Source organism: Streptomyces sp. NPDC033180 (genome assembly GCF_055577645.1).
Genome location: NZ_JBVIPU010000001.1, coordinates 579,069 through 595,274 on the forward strand (window position 1 = coordinate 579,069; position 16,206 = coordinate 595,274).

Here is a 16,206-nt window from a genome sequence, read left to right on the forward strand (position 1 = left end):
GCCGACGGGCGGCACGCGATGCCACCATGGAGGGGATCCGGGGACGCCGTCAGGGCGCCTCGAGATAAGAGAAGGAGCCGTTGCGATGACGCAACTTTCGGCTGCCCAGAACCAGCCCGCGGGGCCCACCGCACCCGCCGCATCCGCCGCATCCGCCGTGAGCCGGTCCACCGACAGCAGCAAGGCGCTGTACGGAGGCAAGAGCACCCGCCGCATCACCGTGCGGGACATCGCCGCCGCCAAGGAGCGGGGCGAGAAGTGGCCCATGCTCACCGCGTACGACGCGATGACCGCGTCCGTCTTCGACGAGGCCGGCATCCCCGTGATGCTGGTCGGCGACTCGGCGGGCAACTGCCACCTCGGGTACGAGACGACCGTGCCCGTCACCCTCGACGAGATGACCATGCTGTCCGGGGCCGTCGTACGGGGCACGTCGCGCGCCCTGATCGTCGGCGACCTGCCCTTCGGGTCGTACCAGGAAGGCCCGGTCCAGGCCCTTCGCTCGGCGACGCGCCTGGTGAAGGAGGCCGGGGTCGGCGCGGTGAAGCTGGAGGGCGGCGAGCGCTCGCTCCCCCAGACCGAGCTCATCGTCTCCTCCGGGATCCCCGTCATGTCGCACCTCGGCCTGACGCCGCAGTCCGTGAACACGATGGGCTACCGCGTCCAGGGCCGCGGCGACGAGGCGGCGCACCGGCTTCTGAGCGACGCCAAGGCCGCGCAGGACGCGGGCGCGTTCGCGGTCGTCCTCGAACTGGTCCCCGAGGAGCTGGCGGCCGAGGTCACCCGCTCCCTGCACATCCCGACGGTCGGGATCGGCGCAGGTGCGGCGTGCGACGCGCAGGTCCTGGTCTGGACGGACATGCTGGGCCTGACCGGCGGGAAGATGCCGCGCTTCGTGAAGCAGTACGCGGATCTGCGGGGCGTGATGAGTGGCGCGGCCAAGGCGTTCGCGGAGGATGTGGTGGGCGGCGCGTTCCCCGCCCCGGAACACGCGGTCCACTAGCCCCCCTCCCGGGCGCCGCAGCCGCGCCCGCCCCCCCCCCTGAGCCATAGCGGCACCACCGGCAGCCCGTCGATTTCCCCCGTCGACGGGCTGTCCGCTTTTTTCTCGCCGGGGGGCGGGGTGGGGGTGGGGGTGGGGGTTGCTTTTCCTCGCCGGGGGGGTGTTCGCTTCGCTCTTCGGTCGGGTGCGGGTCCTTTCTTCCGCCGCTTCGCGGCGATGTTTCCCTCCCACTCACCCGATCACCCCGGGGTGATCGGGTGAGTGGGTGGGGAAGAGCCGGCCCGCAGGGTGGGGGCAGCGGGCAGACCACCCGAAGCGGCCCAACCCGGGGCAACAGATGGTCCGCAGCAGGCCCCCCGGCCAGCTGTAGGCGCTCTGTCGGTGGTTTGTCGGTGGGGGGTGACATTCTTCCGGCATGACGCGAATCAACAACACCCCCGGCGGCGCCGGAAGCGCCGTCACCGTGAGGGGACTGGTCAAGCACTACGGCGAGACCAAAGCACTGGACGGCGTGGACCTCGACGTACGCGAGGGCACCGTCCTCGGCGTGCTCGGCCCGAACGGCGCCGGCAAGACCACCCTCGTACGCTGCCTCTCCACCCTCGTCGTCCCGGACTCGGGCTCGGCCTTCGTGGCCGGATACGACGTCGTGAAGCAGCCCCGCCAGCTCCGCCGGGTCATAGGCCTCACCGGCCAGTACGCCTCCGTGGACGAGAAGCTCTCCGGACGCGAGAACCTCTACATGATCGGGCGGCTCCTCGACCTCTCCCGCAAGGAAGCCAGGTCAAGGGCCGACGCGCTCCTGGAGAGGTTCTCCCTCACCGAGGCCGCCAACCGGCCCGCCAAGACCTACTCCGGCGGCATGCGCCGCCGCCTCGACCTCGCGGCGTCGATGATCGGCAGCCCCTCCGTCCTGTACCTGGACGAGCCGACCACCGGCCTCGACCCCCGCACCCGCAACGAGGTGTGGGCCGAGGTCAAGCGCATGGTCACCGACGGCGTCACCGTGCTGCTCACCACGCAGTACATGGAGGAGGCCGAGCAGCTCGCCTCCGAGCTGACCGTCATCGACCGCGGCAAGGTCATCGCCAACGGCGGCATCGACGAGCTGAAGGCGAAGGTCGGCGGCCGTACGCTCCGCATCCGCCCGGCCGACCCGCTGGAACTGAGCCCGCTGGCCGGGGCGCTCGACGACATGGGCCTGACCGGGCTCGCCACCTCCACCGTGGACGCCGAGTCCGGCACGGTCCTTGTCCCGATCCTCAGCGACGAGCAGCTCACCGCCGTGGTCGGCGCGGTCACCGCGCGCGGCATCACGATCGGCTCGATAGCCACCGAACTGCCCAGTCTGGACGAGGTGTTCCTCTCCATCACCGGCCAGAAGGCCAGCGCCCCGCAGGACGCCCGCCCCGAACTCGAGGAGGTTGCCGTATGAGCAGCACCACTCTCACGCCGCCCCTCCACCAGGGCGAGGCGGACGCCCGCATCGGTCTTCGCGACCACGTGCGCCACACCAGCGCCCTGGTCCGCCGCAATCTGCTCTGGATCCGCCAGGACCCGGAGTCGATGCTCGACGCGATCCTGATGCCGATCATCTTCACGCTCCTGTTCGTGTACGTCTTCGGCGGCTCCATCGGGCAGGCGCTCGGCGGCGGCCAGGACGCCTACGTGCAGTACGTGGTGCCGGGCATGATGGCGATGATGAGCATGAACATCGCCATGGCCGTCGGCACCGGCTTCAACCAGGACTTCCAGAACGGCATCATGGACCGTTTCCGCACCCTGCCGATCGGCCAGGGCTCGGTGCTCTTCGCCAAGATCGTGGTGGAGCTGATGCGGATGCTCGTCGCGACGGCGGTCATGATGATCGTCGGTGTCCTGGTGGGCTTCGACATCACCAACTGGGGCGGTCTGTTCGCCGCCGTGGGCCTGTCCGCTCTCTTCGGCTCGGCCATCATGTGGATCTTCCTGGTCCTCGGCGTATCGCTGAAGAGCGCCCAGTCCGTGCAGGCGATGGGCTTCCTGGTCCTGATGCCGTTGCAGTTCGGTTCGTCGATCTTCGCGCCGACGCAGTCGATGCCGGGCTGGCTGCAGGCCTTCACCGACTACAACCCGCTGTCCTCGCTCGCGGACTCCGCGCGCGGCCTGATGGTGGGCGGCCCGGTCGCCCACGACATCTGGGTGACGGTCGGCTGGTCGGTGGTGCTCACGGTGGTGATGGCGCCGATCGCGATCCACAAGTTCCGCACGAAGAGCTGATGCGTACGAGGAGCAGCTGACCCCGCACGGAGAGCTGAGCGCGGATCCGCTAGCCGATGTACATGTCGCACAGGGCGGCGGCTTCCCCCACGGAGAGGCTGCCGCCTTCCGCGTACGCGGCCTCGTACGCCGTGTCACCCAGTGCCCCGCGCGCCAACTCGACGGCGGCCGTGTGGATTTCGCGCTCGGCGGCGGGCGCGAAGTGACCGGGCGGCAGCTCACGGTCGCCGACCGCGATCAGCCGCGCCGCGTCGTGGGCGTACCGGCCGCCGTCGAGGGCGGCCAGGGCGCGGGCGGCGGTGGTGAGGTGCACGGAGGTCATCTGCGGGGCCATCATCTTGCTCAGCGGGTCGAGGGACTTGTCGAGCGCGGCGCGCGACGTGGCCAGAGCCTCGGCGTGACGGCCCTCCACGGCGCTGATCCAGGCCTCCGCGCCCAGCATGAAGCCCTCGAAGATGACGAAGTCGACGGCCTTGAACTCCTGCTGGAGCAGCCGGAGTTGTTCGCGTGCCTCGGTGGTGCGGCCGGTGCGGGCGAGCAGGTCGACGAGGAAGAAGCGGGCGGCGGGCAGGGACTCGCTGGAGTTCGCGGCGGCCATGCCGTCGCGCTCCATGACCGACCGGAGCAGCTCCTCGCCCCGAGCCAGTTCGCCCGCCTCCGCGAGCACCGCGCCGAGCCGCGCCGTGAGCACGCTCACCTGCGCGGGGGCGCCGAGCCGCTCCGCGTGCTCGATGGCGGCGCCGAAGTCGTCGGCGGCCAGGGTGAACCGGCCGCGCCGCTCATGGGCCTCGCCGCGCGAGGAGAGCGCCTCGGCCATGCCCCACACGTCGCCGAGCCGGGTGAAGATCTCCAGGGACTCGTCGGCGTCGCGGCGGGCGTCGCCCGCCCGGTCGGCGCGGTTGGCGAGGATGTTGGCGCGCTGCTGCAAGGACGCGGCGAGCTCCCAGTCGTACCCCCGCTCGCGGCAGGTGGCGATGGTCGCGTCGATGATGTCGTGCAGACGGTCGATGTCCCCCTGGAGCAGCACCGCGAAGAACCACAGGCTCCCCGGGGACCAGCAGGTCTGCGGCAGACCCGGCCGGTACGCCTCCCTGATGCCCGCGAGTTTCTCGGCGGCCTCGGGTGTCTGCCAGGCCTCCAGGTTCATGTCCATGCAGGAGAGCTGGATGAGGTGGACACCGCGCCGCGCCTCTTCGAGCACCTCCGGGCGCATGGGCGGTGGATGGTCCGTGCAGCGTTCGTAGAGGGGCTCCACCGGGGTGACAGGACGCACGAAGGGGTCGGGGCCGAGGGCGACGACGTCGCGGGACCAGTTGCGGATCTCGATGCGCAGGTCGCGGATCGTCCAGAACCAGGAGAGCGAGAGGACCAGGCAGAGCGCCTCGTGCTCCTGCTCGGCGGCGACGGCGTGCCGCAGGGCGGTGCGCAGGTTCTCGTACTCGACTTCGAGCCGTTCGACGGCCTCGCGCTGGCCGCCGCCCCGCAGCCGCGGTTCGGTCAGCCGGGCCAGCTCACGGAAGTACACCAGGTGGGCCCGTTCGGCGGCGGCGCGGTCGCCGGCCTCGTCGAGCCGCTCGCCCGCGTACTCACCGACGGTTTCGAGGAGTCGGTAGCGCATGACGCCCTGCGGCGAAGGGGCGGCGACGACAAGGGACTTGTCGACGAGGGAGCCGAGCACGTCGGCGACGTCGGGCGACTCGGCGGGCGCCCCGCACACCGCTTCGGCGGCGGCCAGGTCGCAGCCGCCCGCGAAGACGGCCAGGCGGCGCAGGACGGTGCGTTCACAGGTGTCCAGAAGGTCCCAGGACCAGTCGACGACGGCGCGCAGGGTCTGCTGGCGGGGCAGGACCGTGCGGGCGCCGTTCGTCAGGAGGCGGAAGCGGTCGTCCAGGCGGTCGGCGATCTGCCGGGGCGTGAGCATGCGCAGCCGGGCCGCGGCCAGCTCGATGGCCAGGGGCAGGCCGTCGAGGCGCCGGCAGATCTCCGCTGCCGCCGACCGGTCGTCCTCGATGCGGAAGTCCGGCCGCGCCGCCGCGCCGCGGTCCGCGAGCAGGCGCAGCGCGATCGGCTCCGGCAGCGGCTCCACGGGGCGCAGCAACTCCCCCGGTACGCCGAGGGGTTCACGACTGGTGGCGAGGACCGTGAGGCCGGGGCAGTGCGCGAGCAGCCGGTCCGCGAGGCGGGCCGCGGCGTCGATGACGTGCTCGCAGTTGTCGAGGATCAGGAGCATGCGACGTGGCGCGCAGTGCTCGGTGAGGCGGACGACGGGGTCGTCGCCGTGCCGCTCGGACACCGCCCGCAGCTCTTCGGCGCCCGCTCCGCGCAGCACCGTCTCGCGGGCGCCGAGCGCGGTGAGGACCGCCTCCGGCACCGCGTCCGGGTCCTCGACCGGTGCGAGCTCGGCCAGCCATACGCCGTCGGGCACCCCGCCCGCGTAGGCCTCTGCGGCCTCCTGCGAGAGCCGCGTCTTGCCGGCGCCGCCGGGCCCGAGCAGCGTGACGAGGCGGGCCCGCGCCAGGTCGCCCCGGATGGCCTCGATGTCGCCCTCGCGGCCGACGAAGGAGGTGAGCCTGGCCCGCAGGTTTCCCTGCGGTCTCCGCGGCGCGCGGGACCCGGCCGGCGGCGGGTGCGGTGCGTCGGCGTGCAGCAACTCCTCGTGGAGCGCGCGCAGTTCGGGCCCCGGGTCGGCGCCGATACGGTCCGCGATGAGACGGCGTACCCCCTCGTACTCGTCGAGCGCCTGCGCCGGGCGGCCCGCGTCGCGCAGCGCCCGCAGCCGCAGCGCCTGGAGCGGCTCGTCGAGGGGGTGGCTGTCGCACAGGGCCGCGAGCTCGGGCAGCACCTGCTCGGCACGGCCGAGGGCGAGCGCCGCGGCAAGGCCGGCGCGACGGGCCTCGATGCGGCGGGACTCCCACCGGGCCGCCTCCGCCGTGCGGTCCGGCAGGTCGGCGAGCGCGGGGCCCTGCCAGAGGGCCAGCGCGTCGTCCAGGATCGCTGTCGCCTTGGCCGCGTCGCCGTCGGCGAGGGCGTTCGTCCCCTCGGTCGCGAGGCGGTCGAAGCGGTACAGGTCGATGTCGTCCGGCGCGGCACACAGCTGGTAGCCGCCGTCGGTGGAGGTGATCGCCCCGGCGCCGACGGCCCGGCGCAGGCGGCCCACCAGGGCCTGCAGCGCGCCGGTCGCGTCGGCGGGCGGATCGCCGTGCCACACCTCGTCGACGAGCACGGGCGCCGGCACGGGCCGGGGGGCGCGCAGGGCGAGGATCGTCAGAAGAGCGCGCAGCCGTGTGCCGCCGACGGCGATGGGGGTGCCGTCGGCGCGGAAGGCCTGGGTGGTGCCGAGAATGCGGTAGCGCACGGGGTCCATTGTCTCTGGTGGAGGTGAGGAGCGGCGCAGGACGCTGCGCTGGGCTTTACGCACTGCTTGACACTGCCTTCGCGGGATTTGTCCTCAAACGCCGGACAGGCTGGACTTACTGGGTCCCACCCTCCCCGGAACTCCCCACCCAGTGCGAGACGTTTTCGCGGTACGCCGGGGTACGGTCCCGTACGACACCGGTCCGCCACCTCCAGGAGCCCCGCCCCATGACCACCGCTCCCACCCGACGCAGCGACCGGCGGATCAGCCCCGTCTTCCTCGGGATCGCCGCCGTCACCGCGGTCTCCGGCTGGGCCGCGTGGACGGGCTTCGCGGACAATGCCGGGCTCGCGGTCTTCCTCTTCGTGACGGCGGCCTGGATCGTCTCGCTCTGTCTGCACGAGTACGCGCACGCCCGCACCGCCCTGCACAGCGGCGACATCTCCATCGGCGCGAAGGGCTATCTGACCCTCAATCCGCTGAAGTACACGCACGCGCTCCTGAGCATCGTGCTTCCGGTGCTCTTCGTGATCATGGGCGGCATCGGTCTGCCCGGCGGCGCCGTCTTCATCGAGCGCGGCCGTATCAAGGGCAAGTGGAAGCACAGTCTGATCTCGGCCGCGGGGCCGCTCACGAACGTGGCCTTCGCGGTCGTCTGCACCGCGCCCTTCTGGCTCGACGCGCTCTCCGGCGTCCCGGACACGTTCCGCTTCGCGCTCGCCTTCCTCGCCCTGCTCCAGGTGACGGCCGCGATCCTGAACTCGCTGCCCATCCCGGGCCTGGACGGGTACGGCGTCGTCGAGCCCTGGCTCTCGCACAAGATCCGCCGCCAGGTGGAGCCGTTCGCGCCGTTCGGTCTGATCGCCGTCTTCGGCATCCTGTGGATCCCCGAGGTCAACGGCGCCTTCTTCGACGCGATCGACGCGATTTTGCGCGGCCTCGGCGTCCACGACCTGGAGACGTACTGCGGCCAGGACTTCTACCGCTTCTGGGACGGCGACCCGAGCCAGTACTGCACGCTCAGCCCGTAGCCGTGGGCGCGGCGTCCCGCTCGGCCTTCGCGCGGCGCAGGTAGTACCACGCCATGTTCGACGAGAGCCCGGCGAGCAGCACCCAGATGACGCCGATCCAGTAGCCCTGGACGAAGGAGACCACGGCCGCCACGACGGCGAGGGCGCAGACCGTGAGGGCGTAGAGAGCGAGGCGGGGCATGGGGGTCGGCTCCTGTCGGGGGTCGGTCCGTGGGGTGCGGGACGGCGCGGCGAAACGGCGTCCGGAACCAGTGTCCCCCATGCCCGCCACGCCCTAGACGTCGGTCACGCGCAGTCCCGCGTGCGCCTTGTAGCGCCGGTTCACGGAGATCAGGTTGGCCACGAGCGACTCGACCTGGTGGGCATTGCGCAGCCGCCCCGCGAAGACGCCCCGCATGCCGGGAATCCGCGCGGCGAGCGCCTGGACGAGGTCCGTGTCGGCGCGGACCTCGCCGAGGACCATCACGTCGGTGTCGATCTCCTCGACGGCCGCGTCCTGGAGCAGGACCGCCGACAGGTGGTGGAAGGCGGCCGTGACCCGGGAGTCCGGAAGGAGGGCGGCGGCCTGCTCGGCGGCGCTGCCCTCCTCGGGCTTCAGGGCGTAGGCGCCCTTCTTGTCGAAGCCGAGCGGGTTCACGCAGTCGATGACGAGCTTGCCGCTCAGCTCCTCGCGCAGCGCCTCGAGCGTCTTGCCGTGCCCGTCCCACGGCACGGCGACGATCACGATGTCGCTGCGCCGCGCGCACTCCGCGTTCTCGGCGCCCTCGACGCCGAGGCCGAGCTCGTCGGCGGCGGCCTGCGCACGCTCGGCGGCACGGGAGCCGATGATCACCTTCTGGCCCGCGCGGGCCAGGCGGTAGGCGAGGCCGCGGCCCTGGTCGCCGGTGCCGCCGAGCACGCCGACGACGAGCCCGGAGACGTCGGGCAGCTCCCAGGGGTCCTTGGCCGGAGCCTTCTGCACACTGTCGTTAGAGGTCATGCGGCCGACCTTACTCACCGCCCGGCCGCCGCCTCCGTCAGGTCAGCACCCCCGTCAGGCCAGCGCGTCCACCGGTAGCCGCCGGAACGTGATGGTCTCGTACGCGCTGAAGTCTCCCGTCTCGTAGAGGAGTCCGACGGTCTCGTCGTCGACGCGGACGAGATCGGAGTACGCGGCGGGCAGCCCGTCCACGGTGTACGCGTCCTGCCACGTGGTGCCTCCGTCACGGCTGCGACGCACGGTCATCAGGGCACGGAAGCCGGGGTCGGCGGGCCCGGAGAACAGGAGCACGTCGGGCGTACGCAGCTGCAGCACGCTGCATTCGACGACCGGGCCGACGAGCCCCGCCTGCGGCCGGAAGGGCTTGACGAGGCTCTGGCCGCCGTCGAGGGAGTGGGCGTCGGCGCGGGTGCCGGGGGACGGGGAGTCGTTGCGGGTGTTGAAGTAGAGGCGCCCGTCGGGGAGTTCGGCGGCGGTGGTCTCGTTCACGTTCACGTAGCCGTCGGTGTTGTCGTCGACGTAACCGATGCGCCAGGTCTGGCCGAGGTCGTCGCTGAGCAGGCAGTGGCCGCCGTTGTACTCGCCCTCGGTGCCGTTGTCCGTTCCGGTGGGCGGCAGGGAGTGATTGGCGGGCACGACGACCCGGCCGGTGCTGGTCTGCACGGCGTGCCCGGGGGTGGTGGCGTACCACCGCCAACTCGCCTTCTTCACCTGCGAGGTGATCTCCCTTGCGGTGGACCAGGTCAGCCCGTCGTCGTCGCTGTGCCGCACCCAGATCCGCCGCCCGTTCGCGGCGGACACCTTGCCGCGGCGGATGGCGTCCTCGGTCGCGGCGGCGGCGTTGCGGACGTGGACGAGGAGGATCCGGCCGGTGGTGAGGACGACGGGGGCGGGGTTGCCCGCGAGGTCGGCGCCGTTCTGGACGACGACCTGGAGCGGGCCCCAGGTGCGACCGCCGTCGGTGGAGCGCTTCAGCACGACGTCGATGTTGCCGAAGTCCTCCTGCGAGCCGACCCTCCCCTCGCAGAAGGCCAGCAGGGAGCCGGAGTTGGTGCGTACGACGGCGGGGATGCGGAAGCTCGCGTAGCCCTCGCGTCCGGCGCGGAAGGGAACAGTTGTCTCATCAGCCATCTCCGGTCAGTCCCCACCCCGGACGAATTCCCGGTGAACTCCGCCTGACAACTCGTTCGTTGAGGCAGGATGCGACCCCATGGACGCCGTACGGGTCGCGCTGCTGCGCGAGGTGCTCGCGGGAACCGAGTGGGTGGGCGCGACGCGCCGCTTCGCGGGGACACTGCGTTCCTCCGTCGTGCCGCACGGCGGAGGCCTCCTCCTGGTGGGCACGCAGGAGTACGAGCCGTGGCATCTGGCGGCGCATCTCGTGGACGAGGCGGCGTGGTCCGGGACGCCGGAACTGACGCCGACGCTGGTACGCCATCGGGTGCGGGAGGGTGATCCCGCGCATCTGTCGACCGGGCTCGGCCGGATCGAGGCGGCGCGGCGCGGGGAGACGCTCCTTGTGGTGGCTCCGGACACGCCCACGGCCCCGCCGGGCGCGGATCTCCTTGAGCGGGTGCACGACGCGCGGGCCGCGGGTGCGACGGTGCTGTCCCTGGGCTCGGGGCACGGTGATCTGCGGGCCATGGCTCACGAGGCCCTGCCCGTGCCGGAGTCGCCCGACCTCGACCTGGACATGGTCCAGCACCTGGTGAGCGCGGCGGCAGGCGAGAACTCGCTCCCCGCGGCGCGGGGCCGACGCCGCCTGCGCGACCGCCTTTCCCGCCTGGCCGACCAGCTCACGTCACCGCCACCGGCGCGGTGGTGAGGTTTCTGGCTGGGGCGCCTTGTGCGGGGGACTGAACCGCCGCTGCGCGGCGGGTCCTTCCCGCCCACCCACCGATTGCCCCGGGGAATTCGGTTGCCTCGGCTCATGGGCAGCACTGACCATGGCTTTTCGTGTCCATCTCCTCGATATTGCCCGACCTCTCCCCCTGGCGCTCCACGCGCGACTTCCGGCTGCTGTGGGTCCAGGGGCTCGTCACGACCTTCGGCAGCTTCATGGCCCTGGTCGCGCTGCCGTTGCAGATCAAGGACCTGACCGACTCGCCGCTCGCCGTCGGCGCGATGGGCGCGGTCGAGCTGGTGCCGCTGATCGTCTTCGGGCTGTACGGGGGTGCGCTGGCCGACGCGGTCGACCGGCGCCGGGTGATTCTCCTGACGGAGGCCGGGCTCGGCCTGCTCGCGGCGGTGCTCCTGGTGAACGCGCTGCTTCCGGAGCCGCTGCTGTGGCCGCTGTACGTGGTGGCGGCGGGCGTCTCCGCGCTCGCGGGGCTGCAACGCCCGGCGCTCGACTCCCTGATGGCCCGCATCGTGCCGCACGACCAGCTCACCGCGGCCGCCGCGCTCAACTCGCTGCGCTGGAACGTCGGCGCGATCGCGGCCCCCGCGCTCGCGGGCCTGGTCGTCGCCTACGCCGGGCACGCACCCGCGTACGCGGTGACGGTGGTCTCCTTCGCCGCCTCCGTGGCCCTGTGCGTCCGCCTCGCGCCCGCGCCGCCCGCGCACGACGCGCAGAAGCCGTCCCTGCGGGGCCTCGCGGAGGGCGCACGCTTCGCGTGGTCGCGGCCTGTGCTGCTCGGCACGTACGCGATCGACATGGCGGCGATGTTCTTCGCCTTCCCGAACACGATCTTCCCGTTCCTCGCGGAGGATCTCGACGCGGAGTGGTCACTCGGCCTGATGTACGCGGCCGGGGCGGTCGGCTCGCTGCTGCTCAGCCTGACCAGCGGGTGGACGTCACGGGTGCGGCGGCACGGGCTGCTCGTCGTGTTCGGGGCGGCGGGGTGGGGTCTCGCGATCACGGCGGCCGGGTGGTTCGGCAACGTCTGGCTGGTCCTTGTGTGCCTGGCGCTCGCGGGCGCGGGCGACATGGTCAGCGGGCTCGGCCGCTCCACCATCTGGAACCAGACGATCCCGGACGAGCTGCGGGGCAGGCTCGCCGGCATCGAAGTGCTCTCCTACAGCGTCGGCCCGCAGCTCGGCCAGGTCCGCGCGGGGGCGGCCGCAGGCTGGACGGGCACCCGCAGCGCCATCTGGTCGGGCGGCCTCGCCTGCGTGGCCTCGGTCGCCGCCCTGACGGCGGTGCTGCCGAAGCTGCTCACCTACGACGCGAGCACGGACGAGGACGCGGTCCGGCGCCGGGAGGTGTCCGCAGCGGGGTGACGGGCCGTCCCGGCGGCGGGGTCAGGCGTTGTCCCCCTCGCCCCGGGCCTCCTTGTCATGCCACTTCGGGTCGGTCTCCCACTCCAGGTTCCGCTCGGCGGCGGTCTCCATCGCCCGCTGGGCCTCCTCGCGGGAGGCGTACGGCCCGAAGCGGTCCTTGCCCGGACAGTCGGGGCCCTCCTCGACCTTCTTGTGCTCCAGGCAGTAGAACCACTCACCCGGTTTACCGACGGTCCTCTTCTTGAACAGTGGCATGGTCTGCTCCTCTCTCTCCCGCCATGCTGCCCCACCACCGCTGGTTAGACTCGCTTGCATGTCTGGCCAGTCACTGCTCGTACCAGGGGAGCTCTCTCCCATCCGCCCCGTTCCGGGAAACATCAGGCGCCCGGAGTACGTGGGGAAACCCGCACCCACCCCGTACACGGGGCCCGAGGTGCAGACCCCCGAGACCATCGAGCTGATGCGCACCGCGGGTCGCATCGCCGCCCGCGCGATGGCCGAGGCGGCCAAGCACATCGCGCCCGGGGTGACCACCGATGAGCTGGACCGCGTCGCCCACGAGTACATGTGCGACCACGGCGCCTACCCCTCCACGCTCGGCTACCGCGGCTTCAAGAAGTCCCTGTGCACCTCCGTCAACGAGGTCATCTGCCACGGCATCCCGGACTCCACCGTCCTGAACGACGGCGACATCATCAACCTCGACGTGACCGCGTACATCGGCGGGGTGCACGGCGACAACAACGCCACGTACCTGGTCGGTGACGTCGACGAGGAGTCCACGCTCCTCGTGGAGCGGACCCGCGAGTCCCTCGCCCGGGCCATCAAGGCGGTCAAGCCCGGCCGCCAGATCAACATCATCGGCCGCGTCATCGAGTCGTACGCCAAGCGCTTCGGCTACGGCGTCGTCCGCGACTTCACCGGCCACGGCATCAACACGTCCTTCCACTCCGGCCTGATCGTCCCGCACTACGACAGCCCGCACGCGACGACGATGATCCAGCCCGGCATGACGTTCACCATCGAGCCGATGCTGACCCTCGGCACGCATGAGTACGACATGTGGGAGGACGGCTGGACCGTGGTGACGAAGGACCGCAAGCGGACCGCGCAGTTCGAGCACACGCTCGTGGTGACGGACAGCGGGGCGGAGATCCTTACGCTTCCCTGAGCTCTGAGCGGGTAGCTTTTTACCGACAGGACGTCGGGAACCAGTTGACTTAGGTAACCCTAACTTGGATGATCGGTAGCGGTCGACTGGTTCCCGCCTTTCTTCGGCTTCGGCTCTCTCCCGCTTCGGAGGTCCCTCATGGATCCGTTCTCCACGGTCATCCGCACCGCGTCGCACGAGCAGCACACGGAGGCGGAGACCTCGACCTTCATGAGCGACCTGCTCGGCGGCAGGCTCGGAGTGGACGCGTACGCGCGCTACACGGAACAGCTGTGGTTCGTGTACCGCGCCCTGGAGGACGGCGCGGCCGCACTGAAGGACGATCCGGTCGCGGGGCCGTTCATACAGCCCGAGCTGCTGCGCGTGGCGGAGCTGGAGCGGGACCTCACCCACCTGCGGGGCGCGGGCTGGAAGTCCTCGGCCGCCCCTCTGCCGGCCACGGCGGCGTACGCGGCGCGGGTCGCGGAGTGCGCCCGGGAGTGGCCCGGCGGTTACGTCGCCCACCACTACACCCGCTACCTCGGCGATCTCTCCGGCGGCCAGATCATCCGCGGCAAGGCGGAGCAGACGTGGGGCTTCGCCCGGAAGGGCGACGGCGTCCGTTTCTACGTCTTCGAGGACATCGCCAACCCGGCCGCGTTCAAGCGGGGCTATCGGGAGCTGCTGGACGGGTTGGGGGAAGTGGTCCCGGACGAGCTCGAGCGGCAGCGGATCGTGGACGAGTGCAAGCGCGCTTTCGCTTTGAACACGGGGGTTTTCCGTGAGCTGGGGGATGAGTTCCCGCTGTCGGCGTGAGGGCGGGGCAGGGGCGGTCCCTGCGGGGCTTTCCCCCAATCCCACCCCTTCCCGAAACCCGCTGCGCGGGGCCTCCTCAAGCGCCGGCGGGGCTGAATCTTTCAGCCCCGCCGGCGCTTGAGGAGCGGGGTCTGGGGCGGAGCCCCAGTTTCGGGAAGGGGTGGGATTGGGGAAGGCCCCGCAGGGATAGTCCTCAGTCCCCACCCAGCCGCACCCGTCCCCCCACCTCGATCAATCCCCCCGGCGCCGGCGCCGTAAGGATCTGTGAGCCCCGCCCCTGCGTGATGTTGAGCGCCCGGCCAAGACGCCCCGTCAGGAGCAGCGCCGCCGCCCCCGTGGCCTCGTCCTCCCGGATGCCGTCGTCCCGCCCGGGGAAGGCCCGCGCCCGCACCCTCCCCGCCGCCTCGTCCTCCCACGCCCACGCGTAGATCCACTCCCCCGGCGGAGGCACCGCGAGGGCGTCGACCTCGGCCGGGGTCGCGTACGCGCGCAGCGTTCGACCCGGCGCCCACTCCGCCCGCGCCGCGATCCAGCTGAACTCCCCGTCCTGGCGGGCCTCCACGACCCCCGCGGGTGTGACCAGTTCAGGGACGTCGAGGAGCCAGGACGTACCTACGCAGGGGTGCCCGGCGAAGGGCAGCCGCAGGGTGGGGGTGTAGATGTCGATGACCCCGCGCTCGGGGTCATCGACGAACACCGTCTCGCTGAAGCCGAGCTTCGCCGCGACCTCCTGCCGTTCACCGCGCCCAGGAACGCGGGCCCCGTCACGCACGACACCCAGCTCATTGCCGTGCCGACCATCGGGCCCGCAGAACACCCGGAGTACATCGAGACCGTCAGGCAGTTGCGTCATCCCGGCATTCAAACATCCCGGGATTCAAGCCTCCCCGAAATTTCAGGAAGCCCGGCGGCGAGCCACGTAGACCGCGCCGGCGCCCGCGGCGGCAATCGCTCCCGCGGCCCCGAGCAGCGCCCCCGTCGGCACCGACGCACCGGTGGACGCCAGCGAGCCCCCCGTACCGCCGCCGACCGTGCCGCCACCGAGGTCGGACGAACCCCCTCCGGTGGAACCGGAGTCGGCCGACCCGCCCGTCGAGCCGCCGCTGCCGCCCGGCAGTTCCGCCCCATCGGCGACCGAGAGCGCCACCGTCACGGGGTCGATCGCGTCACCCTCCTTGTAGCCGGACGGCGCGTCCTCGCTCTCGAACTGCTTCGCGCCCGCCGCGGTGAACGCCGCGGGCACCTTGTCGAGCACGACGACGTCGTCCTTCGCCACGTACGAAGCCCTGGAGAGGTCGAGCGTCGCGAACTTCACGTCGTTGTTGGTGCCCTTGGGCGTGGTGACGTCCACCGTCAGCGTGCCCTTGGCGCCGTCCGCCGCCACCTTGACGTCACTGAACTTCATGTCGATGCCGTGCGCCTTGTACTGGAAGCGCACGGCGCCGCCGAAGGACGCGTCCAGCTTCTTGGCGTCGCTGTCGACGTCACCCTTGGCGTACGGGAAGTCGTAGCCGTTGTCGTTCTTCTCGGCGCCGCCGGAGAGCGTGGCGCCGCCGCCGGACTCGATGTAGCGGCGGAAGCTCTCCTTCACGCCCCAGGCGAGCGAACCGTCGTGGACCTTCCCCGCCTCCTGAGAAGGCGCGGGCTTCGACGTGGACGACGTGGGAGTGGGGGTGGGGGTGGGGGTGGGCGAGGCTGGCGTCGAGCCGGACGGTGTGGGGGTGGCCGTCGGCTTCGGCGTCGAGGTCGGCTTGCCCGTGGACGTCGGCGTGGGCGTCGGGGTCGGGGTGCCTGTCGGAGGCGTCTTCTGTGCGACGGTCAGCGGGTCGCCGTCCGCGCCCGTGTACCGGCCACCGCCGCCGAGCGCCTCGTCCGCCTCCTTCGTCAGCTTGGTCTTCATGTCGGTCATGGTGCGCGTGACGGTGACGTCGGCGAGCGGCACGTCGTCCTTGGGCGTACCGCCTTCTCTGGTGACGTCGGCCGTGATCTTCGCCTTCGCGCTGTCGAAGCGGACGTCCGAGAGCTTGACGTCGAAGCCGTGCAGCTCGGAGGTGAAGTTCACGCTGCCCTTGAAGGCCAGGTCGACGGTGTGCTGCTCGGAATCGTAGGTCCCCGCCCCGTCGACGAAGCTCAACGGGCCGTTCCCGGCTGCCTGTTCGGCGCCACCGGCAACGGTGATCCTCCCCGCCGCCATGCCGGTCACGTAGCTGCGGTAGCTCTCCTTGACGCCCCACGTCAGCCGGTAGTCCTTCAGCGGCACTTCGGCCGCGGACACGGGGGCGGCCGCCAGGACGGTGGCGCCGAGCGCCACAGCGGTGGCGGCGGCTGCTGCGAGGGCTATCGGGCGGCGAATGGCTGCCATGGTCAGTGGTCTCCTTGGAGTGAGGCGAA

The 16,206-nt window shown here is 71.6% G+C and carries 15 protein-coding genes; 8 read left to right on the forward strand and 7 right to left on the reverse strand.

All coding sequences use genetic code 11. The features are described from left to right. The first annotated feature begins 85 nt into the window (after positions 1–85). The 3 genes from panB (at position 86) to ACZ5WE_RS02690 (ending at position 3,262) form a co-directional block, all read left to right on the forward strand. Entirely contained in the window at positions 86–1,003 is a 918-nt protein-coding gene (gene panB / locus ACZ5WE_RS02680; RefSeq protein ID WP_467690626.1) for a 3-methyl-2-oxobutanoate hydroxymethyltransferase, read from the forward strand. Positions 1,004–1,418: 415 nt separating this feature from the next. Then, entirely contained in the window at positions 1,419–2,438 is a 1,020-nt protein-coding gene (locus ACZ5WE_RS02685; protein ID WP_467690628.1) for an ATP-binding cassette domain-containing protein, read from the forward strand. Next, positions 2,435–3,262: an ABC transporter permease gene (locus ACZ5WE_RS02690; RefSeq protein ID WP_467690630.1), complete on the forward strand. Its 828-nt coding sequence runs from the start codon at positions 2,435–2,437 to the stop codon at positions 3,260–3,262. The genes ACZ5WE_RS02685 and ACZ5WE_RS02690 overlap by 4 nt, the downstream gene beginning before the upstream one ends. Before the next feature lie 49 nt (positions 3,263–3,311). Here ACZ5WE_RS02690 and ACZ5WE_RS02695 read toward each other — a convergent pair whose 3' ends face one another. Next, entirely contained in the window at positions 3,312–6,626 is a 3,315-nt protein-coding gene (locus tag ACZ5WE_RS02695; protein WP_467690631.1) for an AfsR/SARP family transcriptional regulator, read from the reverse strand. Between the two features lie 218 nt (positions 6,627–6,844). On the opposite strand from ACZ5WE_RS02695, the gene ACZ5WE_RS02700 reads away from it, so the two are divergent. Next, complete coding sequence (locus ACZ5WE_RS02700; protein WP_467690633.1) at positions 6,845–7,648, forward strand: site-2 protease family protein; 804 nt, start codon at positions 6,845–6,847, stop codon at positions 7,646–7,648. Here the strand turns inward: ACZ5WE_RS02700 and ACZ5WE_RS02705 are convergent. Genes ACZ5WE_RS02705 through ACZ5WE_RS02715 form a run of 3 tightly spaced genes read right to left on the reverse strand, consistent with a single transcriptional unit; the run spans position 7,638 to position 9,758 of the window. Continuing rightward, positions 7,638–7,910, reverse strand: coding sequence for a hypothetical protein (locus ACZ5WE_RS02705; protein WP_467690635.1), 273 nt, complete (start codon positions 7,908–7,910; stop codon positions 7,638–7,640). The two genes, ACZ5WE_RS02700 and ACZ5WE_RS02705, sit on opposite strands and share 11 nt — an antisense overlap. A 12-nt stretch (positions 7,911–7,922) precedes the next feature. After that, positions 7,923–8,627, reverse strand: a complete 705-nt coding sequence (npdG, locus tag ACZ5WE_RS02710) for an NADPH-dependent F420 reductase (protein WP_467690637.1) — start codon at positions 8,625–8,627, stop codon at positions 7,923–7,925. Positions 8,628–8,681: 54 nt separating this feature from the next. Next, a complete protein-coding gene (locus ACZ5WE_RS02715; RefSeq protein WP_467690639.1) occupies positions 8,682–9,758 on the reverse strand; it encodes a sialidase family protein in 1,077 nt (358 codons plus the stop codon). Positions 9,759–9,837: 79 nt separating this feature from the next. Between ACZ5WE_RS02715 and ACZ5WE_RS02720 the strand changes: the two genes are divergently transcribed. Both ACZ5WE_RS02720 and ACZ5WE_RS02725 read left to right on the forward strand, forming a co-directional pair. Next, positions 9,838–10,452, forward strand: coding sequence for a hypothetical protein (locus ACZ5WE_RS02720; protein ID WP_467690641.1), 615 nt, complete (start codon positions 9,838–9,840; stop codon positions 10,450–10,452). Between the two features lie 137 nt (positions 10,453–10,589). After that, positions 10,590–11,849, forward strand: a complete 1,260-nt coding sequence (locus tag ACZ5WE_RS02725) for an MFS transporter (protein ID WP_467690922.1) — start codon at positions 10,590–10,592, stop codon at positions 11,847–11,849. Between the two features lie 21 nt (positions 11,850–11,870). On the opposite strand, the gene ACZ5WE_RS02730 is transcribed toward ACZ5WE_RS02725, so the two are convergent. Further along, positions 11,871–12,104 (reverse strand): hypothetical protein, encoded by a 234-nt coding sequence (locus tag ACZ5WE_RS02730; RefSeq protein WP_467690642.1) that lies wholly within the window; start codon positions 12,102–12,104, stop codon positions 11,871–11,873. A 58-nt stretch (positions 12,105–12,162) separates the two neighbouring features. On the opposite strand from ACZ5WE_RS02730, the gene map reads away from it, so the two are divergent. Beyond that, positions 12,163–13,020 carry a type I methionyl aminopeptidase gene (gene map, locus ACZ5WE_RS02735; RefSeq protein WP_467690644.1) on the forward strand — a complete coding sequence of 286 codons (858 nt, stop codon included), beginning with the start codon at positions 12,163–12,165 and terminating at the stop codon, positions 13,018–13,020. 138 nt (positions 13,021–13,158) lie between these two features. Then, entirely contained in the window at positions 13,159–13,815 is a 657-nt protein-coding gene (locus ACZ5WE_RS02740; RefSeq protein WP_467690646.1) for a biliverdin-producing heme oxygenase, read from the forward strand. Positions 13,816–14,008: 193 nt separating this feature from the next. On the opposite strand, the gene ACZ5WE_RS02745 is transcribed toward ACZ5WE_RS02740, so the two are convergent. Then, positions 14,009–14,668: a PhzF family phenazine biosynthesis protein gene (locus tag ACZ5WE_RS02745; protein WP_467690647.1), complete on the reverse strand. Its 660-nt coding sequence runs from the start codon at positions 14,666–14,668 to the stop codon at positions 14,009–14,011. 42 nt (positions 14,669–14,710) lie between these two features. Continuing rightward, positions 14,711–16,177, reverse strand: a complete 1,467-nt coding sequence (locus ACZ5WE_RS02750; RefSeq protein ID WP_467690648.1) for an HtaA domain-containing protein — start codon at positions 16,175–16,177, stop codon at positions 14,711–14,713. Positions 16,178–16,206: the final 29 nt, after the last annotated feature.